General features: G+C 46.8%; 21 protein-coding genes and 2 tRNA genes. 16 read left to right on the top strand and 7 right to left on the bottom strand.

Going from position 1 to position 18,898, the window contains the following annotated elements:
* Positions 1-3: 3 nt before the first annotated feature.
* The 11 genes from serS to TRQ2_RS07440 are packed head-to-tail and all read left to right on the top strand — an operon-like array spanning position 4 to position 7,603.
* Entirely contained in the window at positions 4-1,281 is a 1,278-nt protein-coding gene (gene serS / locus TRQ2_RS07490; protein ID WP_012311140.1) for a serine--tRNA ligase, read from the top strand.
* The gene (locus tag TRQ2_RS07485) at positions 1,281-1,949 is read left to right on the top strand and encodes a 16S rRNA (uracil(1498)-N(3))-methyltransferase (protein WP_012311139.1); all 669 of its coding nucleotides are present in this window, start codon (positions 1,281-1,283) and stop codon (positions 1,947-1,949) included. Before serS ends, TRQ2_RS07485 begins: the two co-directional genes overlap by 1 nt.
* Positions 1,950-1,965: 16 nt before the next feature.
* Entirely contained in the window at positions 1,966-2,355 is a 390-nt protein-coding gene (locus tag TRQ2_RS07480; protein WP_012311138.1) for a hypothetical protein, read from the top strand.
* Positions 2,356-2,955 carry an NUDIX domain-containing protein gene (locus tag TRQ2_RS07475; protein WP_012311137.1) on the top strand — a complete coding sequence of 200 codons (600 nt, stop codon included), beginning with the start codon at positions 2,356-2,358 and terminating at the stop codon, positions 2,953-2,955.
* A complete protein-coding gene (ispE, locus tag TRQ2_RS07470; protein WP_012311136.1) occupies positions 2,901-3,716 on the top strand; it encodes a 4-(cytidine 5'-diphospho)-2-C-methyl-D-erythritol kinase in 816 nt (271 codons plus the stop codon). The genes TRQ2_RS07475 and ispE overlap by 55 nt, the downstream gene beginning before the upstream one ends.
* A 1-nt stretch (position 3,717) precedes the next feature.
* Complete coding sequence (gene apt / locus TRQ2_RS07465; RefSeq protein ID WP_012311135.1) at positions 3,718-4,230, top strand: adenine phosphoribosyltransferase; 513 nt, start codon at positions 3,718-3,720, stop codon at positions 4,228-4,230.
* 11 nt (positions 4,231-4,241) lie between these two features.
* Positions 4,242-5,588: a glucose-6-phosphate isomerase gene (locus TRQ2_RS07460; RefSeq protein WP_012311134.1), complete on the top strand. Its 1,347-nt coding sequence runs from the start codon at positions 4,242-4,244 to the stop codon at positions 5,586-5,588.
* The gene (locus tag TRQ2_RS07455) at positions 5,585-5,815 is read left to right on the top strand and encodes a hypothetical protein (protein WP_012311133.1); all 231 of its coding nucleotides are present in this window, start codon (positions 5,585-5,587) and stop codon (positions 5,813-5,815) included. The genes TRQ2_RS07460 and TRQ2_RS07455 overlap by 4 nt, the downstream gene beginning before the upstream one ends.
* Positions 5,809-6,351: a dephospho-CoA kinase gene (coaE, locus tag TRQ2_RS07450; protein ID WP_012311132.1), complete on the top strand. Its 543-nt coding sequence runs from the start codon at positions 5,809-5,811 to the stop codon at positions 6,349-6,351. The genes TRQ2_RS07455 and coaE overlap by 7 nt, the downstream gene beginning before the upstream one ends.
* Positions 6,333-6,860 carry a 16S rRNA (guanine(966)-N(2))-methyltransferase RsmD gene (rsmD, locus tag TRQ2_RS07445; protein ID WP_011943867.1) on the top strand — a complete coding sequence of 176 codons (528 nt, stop codon included), beginning with the start codon at positions 6,333-6,335 and terminating at the stop codon, positions 6,858-6,860. The genes coaE and rsmD overlap by 19 nt, the downstream gene beginning before the upstream one ends.
* Positions 6,857-7,603 (top strand): class I SAM-dependent methyltransferase, encoded by a 747-nt coding sequence (locus TRQ2_RS07440; protein ID WP_012311131.1) that lies wholly within the window; start codon positions 6,857-6,859, stop codon positions 7,601-7,603. Before rsmD ends, TRQ2_RS07440 begins: the two co-directional genes overlap by 4 nt.
* Positions 7,604-7,614: 11 nt before the next feature.
* Here TRQ2_RS07440 and TRQ2_RS07435 read toward each other — a convergent pair.
* Positions 7,615-7,689 (bottom strand) — tRNA-Val (locus TRQ2_RS07435).
* A 138-nt stretch (positions 7,690-7,827) separates the two neighbouring features.
* Between TRQ2_RS07435 and TRQ2_RS07430 the strand changes: the two genes are divergently transcribed.
* A tRNA-Leu gene (locus TRQ2_RS07430) sits at positions 7,828-7,914 on the top strand.
* Positions 7,915-7,919: 5 nt separating this feature from the next.
* On the opposite strand, the gene TRQ2_RS07425 is transcribed toward TRQ2_RS07430, so the two are convergent.
* Positions 7,920-8,927: a lysylphosphatidylglycerol synthase transmembrane domain-containing protein gene (locus TRQ2_RS07425; protein WP_012311130.1), complete on the bottom strand. Its 1,008-nt coding sequence runs from the start codon at positions 8,925-8,927 to the stop codon at positions 7,920-7,922.
* A gap of 76 nt (positions 8,928-9,003) precedes the next feature.
* Here TRQ2_RS07425 and TRQ2_RS07420 point away from each other — a divergent pair, with 76 nt between their 5' ends.
* Genes TRQ2_RS07420 through hslO form a run of 4 tightly spaced genes read left to right on the top strand, consistent with a single transcriptional unit; the run spans position 9,004 to position 13,216 of the window.
* Complete coding sequence (locus tag TRQ2_RS07420) at positions 9,004-11,379, top strand: ATP-dependent Clp protease ATP-binding subunit (RefSeq protein ID WP_012311129.1); 2,376 nt, start codon at positions 9,004-9,006, stop codon at positions 11,377-11,379.
* Positions 11,380-11,385: 6 nt separating this feature from the next.
* The gene (locus TRQ2_RS07415; protein ID WP_011943864.1) at positions 11,386-11,682 is read left to right on the top strand and encodes a DUF1844 domain-containing protein; all 297 of its coding nucleotides are present in this window, start codon (positions 11,386-11,388) and stop codon (positions 11,680-11,682) included.
* Complete coding sequence (gene ispD, locus TRQ2_RS07410) at positions 11,679-12,347, top strand: 2-C-methyl-D-erythritol 4-phosphate cytidylyltransferase (RefSeq protein WP_012311128.1); 669 nt, start codon at positions 11,679-11,681, stop codon at positions 12,345-12,347. The genes TRQ2_RS07415 and ispD overlap by 4 nt, the downstream gene beginning before the upstream one ends.
* The gene (gene hslO, locus TRQ2_RS07405; RefSeq protein ID WP_012311127.1) at positions 12,344-13,216 is read left to right on the top strand and encodes an Hsp33 family molecular chaperone HslO; all 873 of its coding nucleotides are present in this window, start codon (positions 12,344-12,346) and stop codon (positions 13,214-13,216) included. The genes ispD and hslO overlap by 4 nt, the downstream gene beginning before the upstream one ends.
* On the opposite strand, the gene TRQ2_RS07400 is transcribed toward hslO, so the two are convergent.
* The 5 genes from TRQ2_RS07400 to frr are packed head-to-tail and all read right to left on the bottom strand — an operon-like array spanning position 13,172 to position 18,879.
* Positions 13,172-14,224: a hypothetical protein gene (locus TRQ2_RS07400; RefSeq protein ID WP_012311126.1), complete on the bottom strand. Its 1,053-nt coding sequence runs from the start codon at positions 14,222-14,224 to the stop codon at positions 13,172-13,174. The two genes, hslO and TRQ2_RS07400, sit on opposite strands and share 45 nt — an antisense overlap.
* A gap of 6 nt (positions 14,225-14,230) precedes the next feature.
* Positions 14,231-16,822 carry an alanine--tRNA ligase gene (alaS, locus tag TRQ2_RS07395; RefSeq protein WP_012311125.1) on the bottom strand — a complete coding sequence of 864 codons (2,592 nt, stop codon included), beginning with the start codon at positions 16,820-16,822 and terminating at the stop codon, positions 14,231-14,233.
* Entirely contained in the window at positions 16,819-17,631 is an 813-nt protein-coding gene (cdsA, locus tag TRQ2_RS07390; RefSeq protein WP_012311124.1) for a phosphatidate cytidylyltransferase, read from the bottom strand. The genes alaS and cdsA overlap by 4 nt, the downstream gene beginning before the upstream one ends.
* Positions 17,624-18,325 carry an isoprenyl transferase gene (locus tag TRQ2_RS07385; protein ID WP_012311123.1) on the bottom strand — a complete coding sequence of 234 codons (702 nt, stop codon included), beginning with the start codon at positions 18,323-18,325 and terminating at the stop codon, positions 17,624-17,626. Before TRQ2_RS07385 ends, cdsA begins: the two co-directional genes overlap by 8 nt.
* Positions 18,322-18,879 (bottom strand): ribosome recycling factor, encoded by a 558-nt coding sequence (frr, locus tag TRQ2_RS07380; RefSeq protein WP_004081616.1) that lies wholly within the window; start codon positions 18,877-18,879, stop codon positions 18,322-18,324. Before frr ends, TRQ2_RS07385 begins: the two co-directional genes overlap by 4 nt.
* Between the last annotated feature and the right edge of the window lie 19 nt (positions 18,880-18,898).

Raw genomic sequence — 18,898 nt, 5'->3', positions numbered from 1 at the left:
AAGATGATAGATATAAAGCTCATCAGACAAAATCCCGATTTCGTGAAGGAAGCCCTCAGAAAGCGAGGAGAGGATCCCGCTGTAATCGATGAGATTTTGAAGATCGACGCCGACTGGCGCGCTACCATCACGAAAACCAACGAGCTGAGATCCAGAAGAAACGAAATTTCCAAAAATGTGGCAAGGTTGAAAAAAGAAGGGAAAAACGCAGAGGCAGAGGCACTCATCGAGGAAGGGAAAAGATTAGGAGAAGAAATAAAAGCGTTAGAAGAAAAAGAAAAAGAACTCCAGGAGAAGTTGAACTATCTTCTTTTGATGGTCCCAAACATTCCACATGAGAGCGTTCCCGTTGGAGAAGACGAATCCCAGAACGTTGAAGTGAGAAGGTGGGGAGAGCCGAGAGAATTCGATTTCACCCCGCTCGCTCACTGGGACCTCGGACCTGCGTGGGGGCTCATGGATTTCAGCAGGGCGTCCAAGCTCAGCGGTTCCAGATTCACCGTTATGTATGGAAAACTCGCAAGACTCGAGAGGGCTCTAATAAACTTCATGCTCGATGTTCATACAAAGGAACACGGTTACACGGAAGTGTGGGTTCCACACCTGGTGAAAAGAGAAACCATCACCATAACCGGACAGCTCCCCAAATTCGAAGAAGAGCTTTATCTTGCTGAGAGGGATGACCTGTTCCTCATTCCGACGGCTGAGGTTCCCCTCGCAGCGCTTCACAGTGGAGAGATCCTCGAAGAGAAAGAACTACCAAAGAAATACGTCGCTTACACTCCCTGTTACCGCAGAGAAGCGGGAAGTTACGGGAAAGATGTGAGAGGGATGATCAGGCAGCATCAATTCGACAAGGTCGAGCTCGTCTGGGTGACCACACCGAAAAGATCCTTCGAAGATCTTGAACAGCTTGTGAAAGACGCCGAAACCATTCTTCAAAAACTGGAGCTCCCTTACAGAGTCGTTTCGCTCTGTACGGGAGATCTCGGATTCACCTCCGCGAAAACCTACGATATAGAAGTGTGGCTTCCTTCCTACAACGCATACAAAGAGATATCTTCCTGCAGTAACGTGACGGACTTTCAGGCGAGAAGAGGAAACATGAGATACAGAAGGAGATCGGATGGAAAGCTCGAATACGTTCACACGTTGAACGGATCGGGTATCGCCGTTGGAAGGGCACTCGTTGCGATACTGGAAAACTATCAGCAACCAGATGGCAGTGTGAGAGTGCCGGAGGTGCTCGTTCCCTACACAGGGTTCGAGGTGATACCGTAGTGCCTCATCTTTTCTACGGAACGGCTCAAAACGGTGAGGTGATATTCGACGAAAGAGAAGCACACCACATGAGGGTCGTGCGTTTGAAAGAAGGAGATGTGATCGAAGCAACAGATGGAAAAGGCTTTTCATACACGTGCATTCTTGAAAGTTTGAAGAAAAAAACGGCTGCAGCCAGGATCGTAAAGGCAGAAGAGAAAGAAAAAGAACCCACTGAGAAATTGAGCGTTGTTGTTCCGATCGGCAGGTGGGAAAGAACACGTTTTCTCATAGAAAAGTGTGTTGAACTCGGGGTGGACGAGATCTTTTTCCACAAATTTGAAAGATCCCAGCACGAGATCAGCCTGGATAAGGCAAAAATCGTTGTTAGAGAGGCAGCCAAGCAGTGTAAGAGATATCTTTTTCCAAAGGTGAGTTTTCTGGAAAAACTGGAGTTCAGTGGAAACGTGATAACACTGGATCTGGATGCCTCTCAAAACCTGCTCGACGCGAACTTAGAAGGCTCGATAACGGTGGTGGTCGGTCCTGAGGGAGGGTTCTCTGAGAAAGAAAGAGAATTACTGAGATCTTCTACAACCATTGTGAGTCTTGGAAAAAAGATCCTCAGATTCGAAACAGCTGCAATATTGACCGTTGGATACATCGCTTTAAAAAAACAAAAAATCTGAACGGAGGTGTTCACACATGAAGAAAGGCGAAAAGATCCTCTCTTTTGTCAAACAGGAAAAAGAATTGATAGAAGACTACAGGAAAAGCCTTCATGATGTCAAAAGAAGTGACGAAGTGGGAGATGTTTTTATCGAGTTCGCTCTTAAGTTCCTTGAAAAGGTCCTGGAGGATTTCAAGCCTGAAGAATACACCGAAGATATCGCTTTCGAACCAGAGAAAGAGAGCTACACCCTGAGCGAGCGTCTGAAAGAAAAGATAGGGGAGGATCTTCTCAAGAAGAGCGATCTTCCTGCTATTCTTCAAAGATTCTGTGAGATGGCAGCGCACAGGTGGAAACAGCTCAAAGCCGACGAGGAAAAGACAGATTTCTTCAAAAGACCCGGCCACGAGATTAGGAGAGATTGAATGAAGAGTGAAAGAATACTGGTCGTGAAAACGGAAGACTTTTTAAAAGAGTTCGGTGAATTCGAAGGATTCATGAGAGTGAACTTCGAGAACTTCTTGAACTTCCTGGACCAGTACGGATTTTTCCGGGAAAGAGACGAAGCGGAATACGATGAAACGACAAAACAGGTGATACCTTACGTAGTTATAATGGATGGCGACAGAGTCCTCATCACAAAAAGAACAACGAAACAGTCCGAGAAGAGGCTCCACAATCTTTACTCTCTCGGAATAGGCGGTCATGTGAGAGAAGAGGACGGAGCAACACCACGGGAAGCGTTTTTGAAAGGACTCGAACGCGAAGTGAACGAGGAAGTAGATGTCTCGCTAAGAGAACTGGAATTTCTCGGACTCATAAATTCGTCAACAACCGAAGTGAGCAGAGTACACCTCGGTGCTTTATTTCTCGGAAGGGGAAAATTTTTCTCTGTAAAAGAAAAAGATCTGTTCGAATGGGAACTCATAAAGCTCGAAGAACTGGAGAAGTTCTCAGGAGTGATGGAAGGTTGGTCGAAAATATCGGCAGCGGTTCTGCTGAACTTGTTTCGTACGCAAAACTGAATCTCTACCTGGATGTGCTTGGAAAAAGATCCGACGGATACCACGAAATAGTGGGATTGTTTCAGACGATTTCTCTTCACGACACACTAACTGTGGAAATCTGTGATAGAGGTTTCTATCTGGAAAGCAGCGTAGCTCTGCCCTCGGACAACACGATCAAAAGAGCCTGGGAGATGTTCAGGAAAAACACAGGAAAAGAATTCGGTCTCAAAGTCACGTTGAAAAAGAAGATCCCGGTGGGTTCTGGCCTCGGTGGGGGAAGCTCTAACGCTGCAGCGGTTCTCAGATATCTTGGTGAAGTTTTCAAAATACCTCTTGAAGACCTTCTGAATATAGCAGCTCAGGTGGGAAGCGATGTACCCTTTTTTCTTTACGGAGGAACCGCTCTTGTGAGAGGAAGAGGAGAAATCGTGGAGAAACTCGAGGATATCGAAGGATACTCTGTTGATTTGTTCTTCCCGGGCATTCACTCTTCAACGAAAGAAATGTATCTGTCTCTCACACCAGAGATGTACAGAAAAGGACCCGGCAGGGTAGAGGAACTACACAGGGCTTACCTTGAAAGAGATTACGAAAAGATAAGGAAACTCTCTTACAACGTGTTTGAGAAGGTGTTCTTAGAGAAACACCCGGAGGTAATGGATGGACTGAGAAACTTTGGCGATGGTTCCATAGTGAAAATGATGACGGGAAGCGGAAGTGCCTTTTTCGCTCTATATCCTCTGGACAAGGGAAATTACTCGTTTGTGGGAGGTGTTTAAGTTGGATCTCAAACGCTTCATAAGAGATATACCGGATTTCCCGCAGAAAGGCATCGTATTTCGCGACATAACTCCTCTTTTGAGAAATCAGGAAGCCTTCAAAGAAGCGATCGACAGAATGTGTGAACTCGTTTTTGACAAAGAGTTCGATCTCGTGGTGGCTCCCGAAGCGAGGGGGTTCATCCTTGGAGCCGCTATGGCGTACAAACTGGGAAAGGGTTTCGTTCCGGTGAGAAAACCGGGAAAACTCCCGTATAAAACTGTGTACGAAGAGTATCAGCTGGAGTACGGCACTGAACAGCTCCATATACACGAGGATGCCATAGAGAAAGGCCAGAAAGTGCTCATAGTGGACGATGTGCTAGCAACGGGGGGAACAGCGGAGGCACTCATAAGACTGGTTAAAAAACTCGGTGGGGAAGTGGTTTCTCTCGCTTTCCTTGTTGAGCTTTCATACCTGGAACCAAGAAAGAGACTGGAAGGTTACGATGTTAAAACTCTGATAGTCTACTGAGGGGTGAAAGTATGAGTTTAAAATTCGACTTTTCCAATTTGTTTGAACCGAACATCTCCGGTGGTTTGACAGATGAAGATGTAAAAAGTGTAGAGGAGAAAGTTACAAGTGCAGTTCGAAACTTTGTAGAAAACACTCCCGATTTTGCAAAGCTGGACAGAAGCTGGATCGATTCTGTTAAATCTCTCGAGGACTGGATAATAAACTTCGATACGGTCGTTGTGCTGGGAATTGGAGGTTCTGGACTTGGAAACCTGGCTCTTCACTACTCCCTCAGGCCTTTGAACTGGAACGAGATGACCAGAGAGGAGAGAAACGGATACGCCAGAGTGTTTGTGGTGGACAACGTAGATCCAGATCTCATGAGCTCTGTTCTGGACAGAATCGATCCCAAAACAACTCTTTTCAACGTGATATCGAAATCCGGTTCCACCGCTGAAGTAATGGCGACCTATTCGATAGCACGTGGGATCCTCGAAGCTTATGGACTAGATCCAAGAGAACACATGCTCATCACAACAGACCCGGAAAAGGGCTTTTTGAGAAAACTCGTGAAAGAAGAAGGTTTCAGAAGTCTCGAAGTGCCTCCTGGAGTGGGAGGAAGGTTCAGCGTTCTCACACCTGTTGGCCTCCTCTCAGCCATGGCGGAAGGCATAGACATAGACGAACTGCACGAAGGTGCAAAGGATGCCTTCGAGAAGAGCATGAAAGAGAACATCCTTGAAAATCCAGCGGCAATGATAGCACTCACACACTACCTCTACTTGAATAAAGGAAAGTCCATTTCTGTGATGATGGCGTATTCGAACAGAATGATCTATCTTGTGGACTGGTACAGACAGCTCTGGGCGGAAAGTCTTGGAAAAAGGTACAATCTCAAGGGAGAAGAGGTTTTCACCGGTCAAACTCCTGTGAAAGCGCTGGGAGCGACCGATCAGCACTCACAGATACAGCTTTACAACGAAGGGCCGAACGACAAGGTAATAACCTTCCTGAGAGTTGAAAACTTCGACAGAGAAATAGTGATCCCGGAAACCGGAAGAGCTGAACTCAGCTATCTTGCAAGGAAGAAGCTCTCCGAACTCCTACTCGCAGAGCAGACAGGAACAGAAGAAGCACTGCGAGAAAACAACAGACCGAACATGAGAGTGACATTTGACGGACTCACACCGTACAACGTAGGTCAGTTCTTCGCTTACTACGAGGCAGCCACCGCCTTCATGGGTTATCTTCTTGAGATCAATCCGTTCGATCAGCCCGGTGTGGAGCTCGGGAAGAAGATCACGTTCGCTCTCATGGGAAGAGAAGGTTACACTTACGAAATAAAGGAAAGGTCGAAGAAGGTGATTGTAGAATGAAAATCTTCGAGGAAGTGATGCGTGAAGGAGAAAAAGTTTTCTTCATAGAGGGTGGACCTCTCGGTGAAGAGGGAACGTACATCATCGTTTCGGACGATCCAACCGTTGAGGAGAGGATCGCAAAAGTCATCGAGGAACTGAACACAACGAGTGTCATCTTTCTTGCCGAAGATGAATATGAAAGGTTCAAGAACGAACTGGAGAAAAAGGCAAAGAGAGTATGGTGATCGGTGTTACAGGAAAGATAGGAACGGGAAAGTCTACCGTCTGCGAGATTCTAAAGAACAAATACGGAGCCCACGTTGTGAACGTGGATAGAATAGGTCATGAAGCGCTCGAAGAAGTGAAGGAAAAGCTCGTCGAGCTTTTTGGAGGATCTGTTCTGGAAGACGGGAAAGTAAACCGAAGAAAACTTGCCGGCATCGTCTTCGAATCGCAGGAAAACCTGAAGAAGCTCGAATCGCTCGTCCATCCCTTGATGAAGAAGAGGGTACAGGAAATAATAAACAAAACGAGCGGCCTCGTAGTAATAGAGGCCGCTCTTCTGAAAAGAATGGGACTGGATCAGCTGTGCGATCACGTCATCACAGTAGTCGCAAGCAGAGAGAAGATACTGGAGAGAAACAGAGAAGCCGACAGACGTTTGAAGTTTCAGGAAGACATCGTTCCACAGGGAATAGTAGTAGCGAACAATTCCACTCTCGAAGATCTCGAAAAGAAGGTAGAGGAAGTGATGAAACTCTTATGGGAGAAACGAGAATAACAGGGGGAAAGTACAGGGGAAGGAAGTTAAAAACAGGAAATTTCTTCAGACCCACCATGTCTTCTGTGAGAAGCGCCCTGTTCAACATGATAGACGTCGAGGGAAAAAGCTTTCTCGAACTCTTCTGCGGAAGCTGCGTGGTGAGCTGTGAGGCTCTGAGCAGAGGAGCGGAAAGAGTGGTCTGTGTTGACAGATCAAAGCGTGCCCTCAGTATATGCAGAAAGAATCTCGAATCACTCAACGAGACAGCCACGATCATTCACAGTAACGTAGTGGACTTTCTTCAAAACACCGATGAAAAGTTCGACGTTGTCTTTCTCGATCCTCCGTACAACGATGTAGAGATCATAAACAAAACACTTTCCTTGCTTCCGAAAGTCATGAAAGAAAACAGTTTGGCTGTTCTGGAGAAGAGTAAGAGAATCGAACTGGATTTTTCAAACTTTGAAGTCGTCAAAAGAAAAGATTACGGTGAGACCGAACTTGTTTTTCTGAAGGTGAAACGATGAAACTGAGGCCATGGGAATTCTACGACAGAATAGCAAGAGCGTACGACAGTATGTACGAAACACCGAAGTGGAAGCTCTATCACAGACTGATCGGATCTTTCTTAGAGGAGTATTTGAAAAACCCCTGCAGAGTTCTCGATCTCGGTGGAGGAACCGGAAAGTGGAGTCTGTTCTTGCAGGAAAGAGGTTTCGAAGTAGTTCTCGTCGATCCATCGAAAGAGATGCTGGAGGTTGCGAGGGAAAAGGGGGTTAAAAACGTCGTTGAAGCCAAAGCGGAAGATCTCCCCTTTCCTTCAGGTGCTTTCGAAGCAGTTCTCGCTCTCGGTGATGTTCTAAGCTACGTTGAAAACAAGGATAAAGCGTTTTCAGAGATAAGAAGAGTGCTTGTACCCGATGGATTGTTGATAGCAACCGTAGACAACTTTTACACTTTCCTTCAGCAGATGATCGAGAAAGACGCGTGGGATCAAATAACACGCTTTTTGAAAACACAAACCACAAGTGTGGGAACCACACTCTTTTCTTTCAATTCTTACGCCTTCAAACCAGAAGATTTGGATTCTCTGGAAGGATTTGAGACGGTAGATATCCGCGGAATCGGTGTGATGGAATACTCGGACGAACAGATCAGTGAAAGGAAAGAAACCATCTTCCAGCTGGAACGGGAACTTTCAAAGGACAGAAACATCATCTGGAAGGCCGGTCATATATTCTTCGTTCTGAAAAAGAAAAGAGGAGCCTGAAGGCTCCTCTGTGGTGGGTGCGGCAGGGATTGAACCTGCGACCTCTTCCTCGTCAAGGAAGCGCTCTCCCACTGAGCTACGCACCCATTCCGTTTAATTATGATACTACAAGCATCTGACTATGTCAACCATCCAGTTCGATGCCGTTCAACATTTAACAGAAAAATTTCCGATGAGGGTACTTGAAAAGGGTGAAAACCTGTGCTATTATATATGTCGGAGTTGCCGAGGTGGTGGAACTGGCAGACACGCATGGTTGAGGGCCATGTGGGCTTCGGCCCGTGCGGGTTCAAGTCCCGCCCTCGGCACCACAAAATCAGCCGGAGGATTTTCCCTCCGGTTTTTTTGTTAACCTCCCCAGTCCAAGAAGAATCCCCAAAATTATGAACAGATAATAATTGAAGAATCTCCAGACGAGCATGGATACCATCGCATCAGTCTTTTCGATTATGTTCGAGTATACAACGTAGTAAGCCAGTTCCGTTGCACCGCTGGCACCGGGTGTAGGAGCAAAATACACAATCAGGCTGAGAGCAAGCTGGATACTGACCACCTGGAACAGAGAAACATTCACATTACGATTGACGGCTTTCATCGCAAAATAAGTACTCGTGTGTATTAGCACGACCATCAAACCCGACAGAATCGCTACCGCTAAAAACTTCAGTTTGGAAGCTCTCCAGAACTCCCTGGTGGCCGAAACGTATCCAAGTATTCTTTCCTCCACGAGCCTTTTCAAATCATCTTCAGATTTTCTGGAGAAAAACATGAAGATCTTCAAAACAGGTCTCGACATGAAGAATCTTCGCAGAAAACCCTTACTGAAAGACAGGAGGATTATGAAAACATAGAAGAGAAAAGCCAGAACTATTCCTGCAAAGAAAAGGTCTCCGAGGATACCGAGTTCTTCGAAGGTATCAAGATAGACCATGAAGAAGACAAAACCGGAGATGATGGAAAATGAAAAAGAAGAGAAAAACCTCACCGCTACCGCAGAGGCCGATTTTTCAAAGGGAATTCCAGCCTTCGTGAGATGGTAGATCTGGAAGGGTTGCCCTCCAGCAGCGAAAGGTGTTATTGCCCCCACATAGAATCCCCAAAGAGAGTTGGCCACACAGGTTCCGAAAGGAACATCTTTCAGAAGTATCTTGGTTCTGAGGGCGTCCACTAAAACAATACCTAAAAAGTTCAGTGAAAGAACCATCAAAAAGATCGGTTCTACGTTCTTCAACTCCTTCCACGCATCACCGCTGCCCCAAAAGGAAACCATGAGAGCCGTGGCACCGAGGCCTATGATCAGAGCTAAAAGCAGATTCTTCTTCATAATCATCTCCTTCCGGTGTCTTTATTAGAAATATTAACACACCACGTGGTAAGATTTTTCTGGGAGGTGATACCACATGTTCAATCTGGAAGAGTACACGGAAAAGGCGCAGAAAGTGATGATGAGCATTCAGGATATAATGACCCGATACAGACAAAACCAGCTTTCCAGTGAGCACATACTGCTCGCGATTCTGGAAGAAGGAAACAACGTTGGTGTAGAACTTCTGAAGGAGCTGAACGTGGACATAAACAGGCTCAAAGATGAGGTGGAGGTGTTCATTGGGAAATACGGGGTTAGAGTCCCTGAAGGAGCATCTGTTTCTCAGATTTTCATAACTCCGGACGCGAGGCATGTCATTGAAAAAGCGCGAGAAGAAGCGAGAAGAATGGGAGATTCAAAAATAGGAACCGAGCACCTTATTTTGGGGATGGTCCTGTCACCTGATTCCACGGCCTTCCGAATCCTTTCGAGATACGGTGTAACACCTGAGAGAGTCTACGAAGCAATAAGGAAGATCAGATCAACGGGTAAAACAGATGAAGCAGAGAACGTGGAAGCGCTCGCTCGCTTCACAGTGGATCTCACACAGCTAGCCCGCGAAAAAAAGCTCATGCCTGTAGTGGATCGTGAAAAGGAAATCAGAAGGGTGATACAGATACTGTCCAGAAGAACGAAGAACAATCCGGTCCTCATAGGAGACCCGGGGGTGGGAAAAACAGCCGTTGTCGAGGGGCTCGCCCAGAGAATAGTTGAAGGGAAAGTTCCTCTGTTTTTGAGAAACGTCAGAGTCTTGAAACTCGACATGGGCAGACTGGTGGCAGGGACCCGTTTCAGAGGAGATTTTGAAGAAAGACTGAAACGTCTTCTCGATGAATTGAAGAGGAAAAAAGGAGAAGTAATACTCTTCATCGACGAGGTGCACACGGTGGTAGGAGCGGGAGCAGCCGAAGGTGCTCTCGATGCCGCGAACATAATGAAACCAGAACTCACAACGGGAGAGATTCAGATAATAGGAGCGACCACCGTTGAAGAGTACAGAAAATACATAGAGAAAGACAGGGCGCTTGAGAGAAGATTCCAGCCGGTCATGGTGGAAGAGCCGACGGTCGAGCAGACAATTGAAATACTGAAAGGATTAAGAAAGGTCTTTGAAGAACATCATCACGTGAAGATAACGGATGACGCTCTGGAGGCTGCGGCGAAACTCTCCGCACGATACATAACCAACAGATTCCTCCCGGACAAGGCCGTTGATCTGATAGACGAAGCGGCAGCGTACGTGCGTCTTGAATCCTCGTACCCTTCAGAAGAACTCCTGAAACTCGAAGAAGAGATCAAAAACCTTGAAGACAAAATAAACGACGCCGTTGTGAAGGGAGAGTACGAAGAAGCGGCAAAGCTGAAGGTCGAACTCCAGAAATTGAAAAACGAATACGAAGAAAAGAGTAAAAAACAAGAAAAGGTGGAACCTGTTGTCGATGAGAACGTTGTGGCAAAGATTGTGGAACAGTGGACTGGCATTCCCGTGTCTCGAATCATGGAATCCGAAAGAGAGAAACTCCTGAAACTCGAAGAATTCATACACCAGCGCCTGGTGAATCAGGAGGAAGCCGTGAAGATAGTGGCACGGACCATAAGACGTGCAAGGGTTGGTATCAAGAATCCGAGAAGGCCCATCGGTGTCTTTCTGTTCCTCGGACCAACGGGCGTGGGAAAGACGGAGCTCGCCAGAACTCTTGCAGACGTGCTCTTCGGCAGCGAAGACGCCATGATCAGGCTCGACATGAGTGAATACATGGAGAAACACTCCGTTGCCAGACTCATAGGAGCACCTCCGGGTTACGTGGGTTATGAAGAGGGAGGACAGCTCACCGAGGCTGTGAGAAAAAGGCCTTACAGTGTGATTCTCCTCGACGAAATAGAAAAGGCGCATCCAGACGTATTCAACATCCTGCTTCAAGTGTTCGAAGACGGGCGATTGACTGATGGAAAAGGAAACACCGTGGACTTCAGAAACACCATCATCATCATGACGAGCAACATAGGAAGTGAGAAGATCCTCGAAATGTCGGAAAACAGTGTGAGAATTGAGATAGAAAAAGAACTGCGAAACACCTTCAAACCCGAGTTCCTGAACAGAATAGACGCCATAGTTTACTTCAAACCGCTCACGATGGAAGAAGTGAAGAAGATAGTGGAAATCATGGTGAGACAGCTCCAGGAAATACTGAAAGAGAAAAACATCTCCATCGAGCTTACAGAAAGAGCGAAGGAGTACCTGGCAGAAGCGGGTTACGTGCCGTCTCTCGGTGCAAGACCGCTTCGAAGAATCATAGAACTCGAACTCGAGTCGATGATAGCGGATAAAATACTGGAAGGAGAGATAAAAGAGGGAGACAGGGTTCTGGTCGACGCGGACGAATACGGTCTGAAGATAGAGAGGAGGTGACGATCCGTGGAGGAAAAGAAAGAAAAACTCTCCATGAAGGATCTCATACTCCTCTTCTTCAGCACCATAAGTGCTCGATGCTGGGCACGGCTCGGCCTCACAGAAGACGAATACGGAGATTTCTATCAAGATCTCGAAGAAGCACGACTTGGAATAGACACGCTCGACGCGATATTCAACAGGATAAAGGACCTCGTGGATGAGGAAGTTCGCCGAGAAATGGAGGGAGTTCTCTCCACCCTGAAGCTCAACTACTTCCATCAGTATCAAAAAAGCAAGAAGAAGGAGACAGAAAACGCATGAACGTAGCGATTCTCCTTGCAGCGGGAAAAGGTGAAAGAATGTCTGAAAACGTTCCAAAACAGTTCCTCGAGATAGAGGGAAGGATGCTTTTCGAGTATCCGCTTTCTACGTTTTTGAAAAGTGAAGCGATAGATGGTGTTGTAATAGTGACACGAAGAGAGTGGTTCGAAGTTGTAGAGAAAAGAGTGTTCCACGAAAAAGTACTCGGAATTGTCGAGGGTGGAGATACACGAAGCCAGAGTGTGAGAAGCGCCCTCGAATTTCTTGAAAAGTTCTCTCCCTCTTACGTTCTCGTACACGACTCAGCACGGCCGTTTCTGAGGAAGAAACACGTGTCGGAGGTTCTCAGAAGAGCCCGCGAAACGGGAGCAGCAACCCTCGCGTTGAAGAATTCCGACGCACTCGTAAGAGTTGAGAACGACAGAATAGAATACATCCCAAGAAAAGGAGTGTACAGAATTCTTACACCGCAGGCTTTTTCTTACGAGATTTTGAAAGAGGCCCATGAAAACGGTGGCGAATGGGCAGACGACACGGAACCCGTTCAAAAGCTCGGAGTGAAAATAGCCTTGGTCGAGGGAGATCCTTTGTGTTTCAAAGTGACGTTTAAAGAAGATCTGGAACTGGCGAGAATCATCGCCAGAGAATGGGAGAGGATACCATGATTTACTATGGCACGATGTTCGATCACAAGGTGAGATTTTCGATCGTTCGAATGAGAGAAGTGGTGGAAGAGGCTCGAAACAGGCACGTCCTTTCATACCTCGCCACGGTGGTACTCGGAAGAGCCCTCATCGGTGCGGCTCTTGTAACACCATGGCTCGCCGAAAAAGAAAGGTGGACGCTGGACATAGAGGGAAGCGGACCGATAAGGAGAGTCGTTGCACAGTCGACCAGCGAATTCACTGTCAGGGGATATGTGGCAAATCCCAAGGTGGAATTGCCCCTAAATGAAAAGGGAAAGTTCGATGTCGCCGGTGCTATCGGTCAGGGTGTTCTCAGAGTGGTAAGAGATCTGGGATTGAAAACTCCCTTTGTCTCTCAGGTGCCTCTGGTGAGCGGTGAGATCGCCGAAGACCTGGCTTATTATTTCGCGGTTTCTGAACAGATACCATCCGCTTTTTCCATCGGTGTTCTTGTGGACTCAGGCGGTGTGAAGATCGCGGGAGGATTCGCCGTTCAAATCATCGATCGCACCCTTGAACAGGAGAAGGTGGAATTGATCGAAAGGAACATAAAGAATCTTCCGTACATAACCGAGCTTTTCCAAAAAGCAGAACCTCTGGACGTTCTGGAAAGAATATTCGGTGAGAAGGTAGGATTCGTCGAAACAGCGGAAATAAGGTACAAATGTGATTGCAACAGGGAAAAAGCCAAAAACGCCCTTCTCGTTCTGGACAAAAAAGAACTGGAGGACATGCGAAAAGAAGGGAAAGGAGAGGTCGTCTGTAAGTGGTGCAACACAAAATACGTTTTCTCCGAGGAGGAATTAGAAGAACTCCTCAAGTTCAAGGTAGATAACTCTGGTTCCTGAAAAATTGGAGATCTTCAGGAACCTTTCTGTGATCTCAAGAAATATCCTTTCGGTGTCCATCCGTGCGAGGGCACTTCTCAGTTTCTTCGAAGGAAACACCACAACAAAATCTCTTCCAGATTCCACGAAGAGTTCTGCAGTGTAGCTGAGATTCTTTCGCTTCACCTGAACCTTCAGGCTTTCTCCCCTTCTTGAGATCGTAGCGTAGTCTCCTCTTGAAAGCACTGCGGCTTTTCTCACAAGCTTTGCGAGAACCTGTCTCCTTGCATCTATTCGTTCTGCGGTCTTTTCTTTCAGCAAAGCCCTCAGTTTTTTGATCTCCTCTTCGCCCACTTCGTCACCGCAGACTTCCATCACGAAATGAGGATACTTCACCACGAGTTTTCCAGATTTCTCATAGAAGTCCAGAGTCTGAACATCCAGCCTTTGAAGAGCCTTGAAAATGTGCCTCACCGTGACGTATGGAATTTTCGTAGAAAAGGGCTTCTTTGGAATAGTAGAAATCTGTGCAAGGGTCATAATGCCCGCTGACGCTCCAAACATCAAAACATCCTTTTCTTCAAAAAGAAGAATCAGGAATTCTCCTTCGTCAAGATTGGAGCTGGCAAAATTCAACGCTCCTTCGAATTCACGCTTGGTAAGGGTGCAGAGAAATTCCTCTTCGCCATCTCCTGGAGGAATTTCTCCCGTTTTGCACCGAACGTCCAGAACTTCATTTCCCGCTTTCAGAACGAGCCGTTCCTGAAGGACGGTGATTCGAACATCACTGACCTTAACGTCACTCAAAAAATACTTCACCAGATCCAATGAAACGATCCTGCTGTCTTCGAATCGAGGTATCTCCCCCAGAAATATCTCCACTTTGGCGCAGTTGTCACTCGCACTCACCCAGAGTCCATCTCTGTAAAAGAAACTGAGGAATCTCGCAGTTGGTTCGGTCGTTCCAACCAGTTTATCGAGCAGATAAACCCACTCTTTGAGTTCACGAGCATCAACGACCAGTTCCACAGAGTTTCACCTCAGAAACTCTTCGAGACGTTCCAGAACATCTTTTATCCTCTCCGGATGTCTTCCACCCGCCTGGGCAAAATTCTTTCGGCCTCCTCCGCTTCCACCGAGTTCCTTCGCTATGTTTCGTGCTATAGAGGAGGCATCGTACCTGTCAAGAAGATTCTCAGAAACCTTCACGACGAGGAAAACCTTGTTTTCGAACTTACTGAAGAGAATAACAATGCCTTCCCCTTCCTTTTTCAAAACGTTATCTGCTATTCCTCCGAGGTGTTTTGCCTCGACACCTTCGAAGACACCGTGAAAGACCTTTACACCATCCTCCAGCTGTTTCATGGCTATCATTTTTTCGGAAATCCTTCCCTGAGAGAGTTTCTTTTCGAGTTCCTTCACCTTCTCTCTCAAGCTCAGGACCCTGTCCGTGAGCTCGTCTTCCCTTGCCCCGAGGATTTCTTTCAGCTGATCGATCAGTTTCTTCTGGTTTCTCAGAAGTTCCAGAGCGCTGAAGCCGGTGACCGCTTCGATTCTTCGCACACCTGACGAAACGGATTCCTCCGAGATGATCTTGAACAAACCTATCTGCCCTGTGTTTTTCACATGCGTTCCGCCACAGAGTTCTTTACTCACACCGGGAACCTCGACGACCCTGACCACATCTCCGTATTTTTCCGTGAAAAGCGCAACAACTCCGGACTTTACCGCTTCTTCGTAGCTCGTGTACCTCACCTCGACCGGAATCGCTTCCATGATCCATTCGTTCACCAGATCCTCCACCTGTTCTATTTCTGCACTCGAAAGACCTTTGAAATGTGTGAAATCGAATCTCAATCTGTCAGGTGCAACTAAGGACCCAGCCTGCCTCACGTGGTCTCCCAGAACCTTTTTCAAAGCCGCGTGAAGCAGATGAGTTGCCGTGTGATTTCTCATTGTAGACTCTCTTCTCTTCTTATCCACTCTGAGAACCACTTTCTGGCCTCTTCTTAGAGTACCATCCAGTATCTTTATTCTTTGGACGATCACACCTTCTGAAGCTTCAAAGACGTATTCCACAAGTGCTTTTCCATCTCTCCATTCCACCATCCCCGTGTCGGATACCTGCCCACCTTTCTCCGCGTAGAACGGAGTTCTTGAAAAAACCACCTCAACTGTGCCTTCTGATGCTTCTTCCACCGTTTCGTCGTCCCTGGCTATGAGAACGACCTCGCCCTCATCTTCGAGTTTTTCGTACCCAGTGAATTCGGTTCGGAAATCTTTGGGGAGTTTTTCAAGGTACTCGTACCTTCTGGCAAATTCCACATCGCCCATAGCAGCTCTTGACTTTCGCTGTTGTTCTTCCATGTATTTGTTGAACTCTTGCACATCGACTTCCACACCTTTCTCCTTTGCGATTTCAAGGGTGAGCTCCAGTGGAAGTCCGTATGTATCGTAGAGTCTGAACGCGTCTTCGGAATCTATTTTTCCCTTCTTCTCGACGATCTCGTCAAAGACTTTCATTCCCTGCTCGAGAGTCTTTAGAAATCTGTTTTCTTCCGCGGAAAGAACTTCTTTCACCATACCTTCACCACGAACGATCTCCGGGTAAACTTTTCCCATCTTCTCCACCACGGCATCAACGATCCTGTAGAGGAACGGTTCACTCATACCGAGGAGTATTCCATGTCTCATCGCGCGCCTTATGATTCTTCTGAGAACGTACCCTCTTCCCTCGTTGGAAGGGAAAACACCTTCACTGATCAAGAAGGTGATGGCCCTTATGTGATCGGCTATGACCCTGATGGAAACGTCTTTCTCTTCATCTGTTTTGTAGCCAACACCTGTCAGTTCCTCTATGCGGTTTATTATCGGCTGGAACAGATCTGTGTCGAAATTGCTGTAAACTCCCTGCATCATCGCACAAAACCTTTCAAGACCAGCTCCCGTATCTATGTTCTTTCTCGGAAGAGGATGGAGCTTTCCTTCTTCGTCCTGGTAATACTCGGTGAAAACAAGGTTCCATATCTCCACGAATCGCCCTTCAGAATTGGCAGGAGTACACTCTTCGCCCTCAGGACAGCCCTTCGAGTACCCTGTATCGTAAAAGATCTCCGTATCGGGACCGCACGGCCCCGTTGGCCCAGCCGGCCCCCAGAAATTGTCTTCTTTTCCCATTCTCAAAATTTTCTTCTCGGGAAGACCTATCTTTTCGTTCCAGATTCTGAAGGCCTCTTCGTCTTCCTCGTAGACGGAGACCCACAGTTTTTCTTCAGGAACCCCAAGCACCTGGGTGAGAAACTCCCAGGCCCACTCTATGGCTTCTTCTTTGAAATAGTCTCCAAAGGAGAAATTACCGAGCATTTCAAAGAACGTATGGTGCCTTGGAGTCTTTCCCACGTTCTCTATATCAACGGTTCTCAAACACTTCTGACAGGTAGCCACCCTCGTGTAAACGGGTTCGACTTTGCCCCAGAAAATGGGCTTGAAAGGAACCATGCCGGCCACGGTGAAGAGAAGCTGAGGATCGTCCGGTATGAGAGAAGCACTCGGTAGTATCTTGTGTCCCTTTTTCTCAAAGAATTTCAAAAAAGCTTCTCTGATCTCTTCGGAAGTCATGTATCTCATCGCACCACTCCTTCTAAGATTTTGAACACGATGTAGCTGACAGGAGCAACAAAGAGCAGTCCATCTATTCTGTCGAGCATCCCTCCGTGACCCGGAAGGGTTTTCCCAGAATCTTTGACACCGTAGTGTCTCTTCAGGGCCGATTCAAAAATATCACCGAAGGTGTCCATAACCGCGACCGTTGCGGCGAAAGGAAGGAACGTTCTGAAATTTATCACGTTCACAGAGAGCAGATCATTCACAACGAGTCGATACAAAAAGGTGTAGATGACAACACCCAAGAATCCTCCTATCACTCCTTCAAGGCTCTTTCTTGGACTGTATCGAGGAGAGATCCTCGTTCTTCCAAATTTCAAACCCGTGAAGTATGCGAAGGAATCAAACACCCAGGTGGAGGTGAGAACGAGAAGAGCGTTCGCGGCACCAAAATCCCGATAAATCGGAAGAAAGAAACTGAGGAAGAAGGTAACGTAGATGAGAACGATCGAAAAGGCAGCGACTGTCTTGAACACCTGCGAAGGATCTTTGTCTGTTATCAGAGAGAAAACCACTCCAGTTATGAAGAGGATCGACAGCGGCTGCGCGGGTTCCTCAAAAACAAGACCGTAGAGGACGGGATACAGAGCAAGGAGTATCACATAGAAAAATCGTGCATCACGTTCTTTCATTTCAAGTGTGATGAGTTCATAGCCAGCCAGAATGACGATCGCAGAGACGAGTCCTATTAGACTCTCGTAACTCACAAAACACAGAACAACGAAAGGTGCTACGACACTCGCGGTTACGACTCTGGTTTTCAAATCATCCATTGCTCAAACCCCCGAATCGTCTTTCCCTTTTTGAATAACTCTCTATAGCCCTCAGAAAATCCCTCTTCGTGAAATCCGGCCACAGTTTTTTGAAGAAATAAAGCTCGGAATACGCGGACTGCCAGAGAAGGAAATTACTGAGTCTCATCTCACCTGAGGTTCTTATTATCAGATCTGGATCCGGAACATCTGGTAGATACAGATACTGACGAAAGGTCTCCTCGGTGAGTTCTATTTTCTTTCCCTGAGATGCATCCTTTAAAATAGATTCTACCGCGTCGAGGATCTCCCTTCTACCTCCGTAGTTGAACGCGATAATGAGCGTCATCCGGTCGAACTCTTTTGTTTTTTCTTCCACTTCCTTCCACTTCTTAAGCACCCTCTCCGGAAGACCTTCTTTTCTTCCAAGAATTCTCACTCTGACTCTTTCTCTTCTGAGGAGCTCCATCTCACGATCTATCATCTGAACGAAAAGATCCATGAGAAACTCCACTTCTTCCTTCGGTCTTTTCCAGTTCTCTGTGGAGAAAGAAAAAGCTGTGAGATACTTTATCCCCAGTTCCAAAGACCATTTCACGGTGTTGTGGAGCACCTCTGCACCTCGCTGGTGCCCTTTTATTCTGGGAAGACCTCGCTTTTTCGCCCATCTGCCGTTTCCATCCATTATGATCGCAACGTGCTGTGGTATCCTCAAAATTCCATGATCTCCTCTTTTTTGATTTCGAACACCTCGTCCAGCTTTTCGATGAACTCGTCTGTTAGCTTCTGTATTTCGTTTTCCAGCCTTTTGGCATCATCTTCTGGAATGAGACCCTCTTTCTGATCTTCTTTTATCTTCTTCAAAATCTCTCTTCTGATGTTTCTGATGGCGATCTTCCCCTCTTCGACGATTTCCTTCGCCTTTTTAACCCACTTTTCCCTCTGCTCAGTGGTTGGAGAAGGAAAGACAAGCCTGATCACGTTTCCATCGTTTATGGGGTTCAAACCAAGATCGGACGCGTTTATCGCTTTTTCTATGAGGGAGAGAACACTTTTATCCCAGGGTTTTATGACAAGGGTTCTTTCTTCAGAAATGGAGATCGTGGCGAGCTGATTCACAGGAGTTGGAACACCATAGTAATCTACCTTGATCTCCTCAAGAATGGCTGGAGAGGGCTTCCCTGTTCTCATTTTTCTCAGTTCATCCTCGATTTTCTCCAGTGTTCTCTTCATCTTTTCCTTCGCTTCTTTTATGAACGGATTAACCATGCCTATCCCCTCCCTGTTG

Origin of the sequence: Thermotoga sp. RQ2 (assembly GCF_000019625.1) — a bacterium.
Classification (GTDB): Bacteria; Thermotogota; Thermotogae; order Thermotogales; family Thermotogaceae; genus Thermotoga; species Thermotoga maritima.
This window is presented reverse-complemented; position numbering and strand designations above follow the sequence as displayed.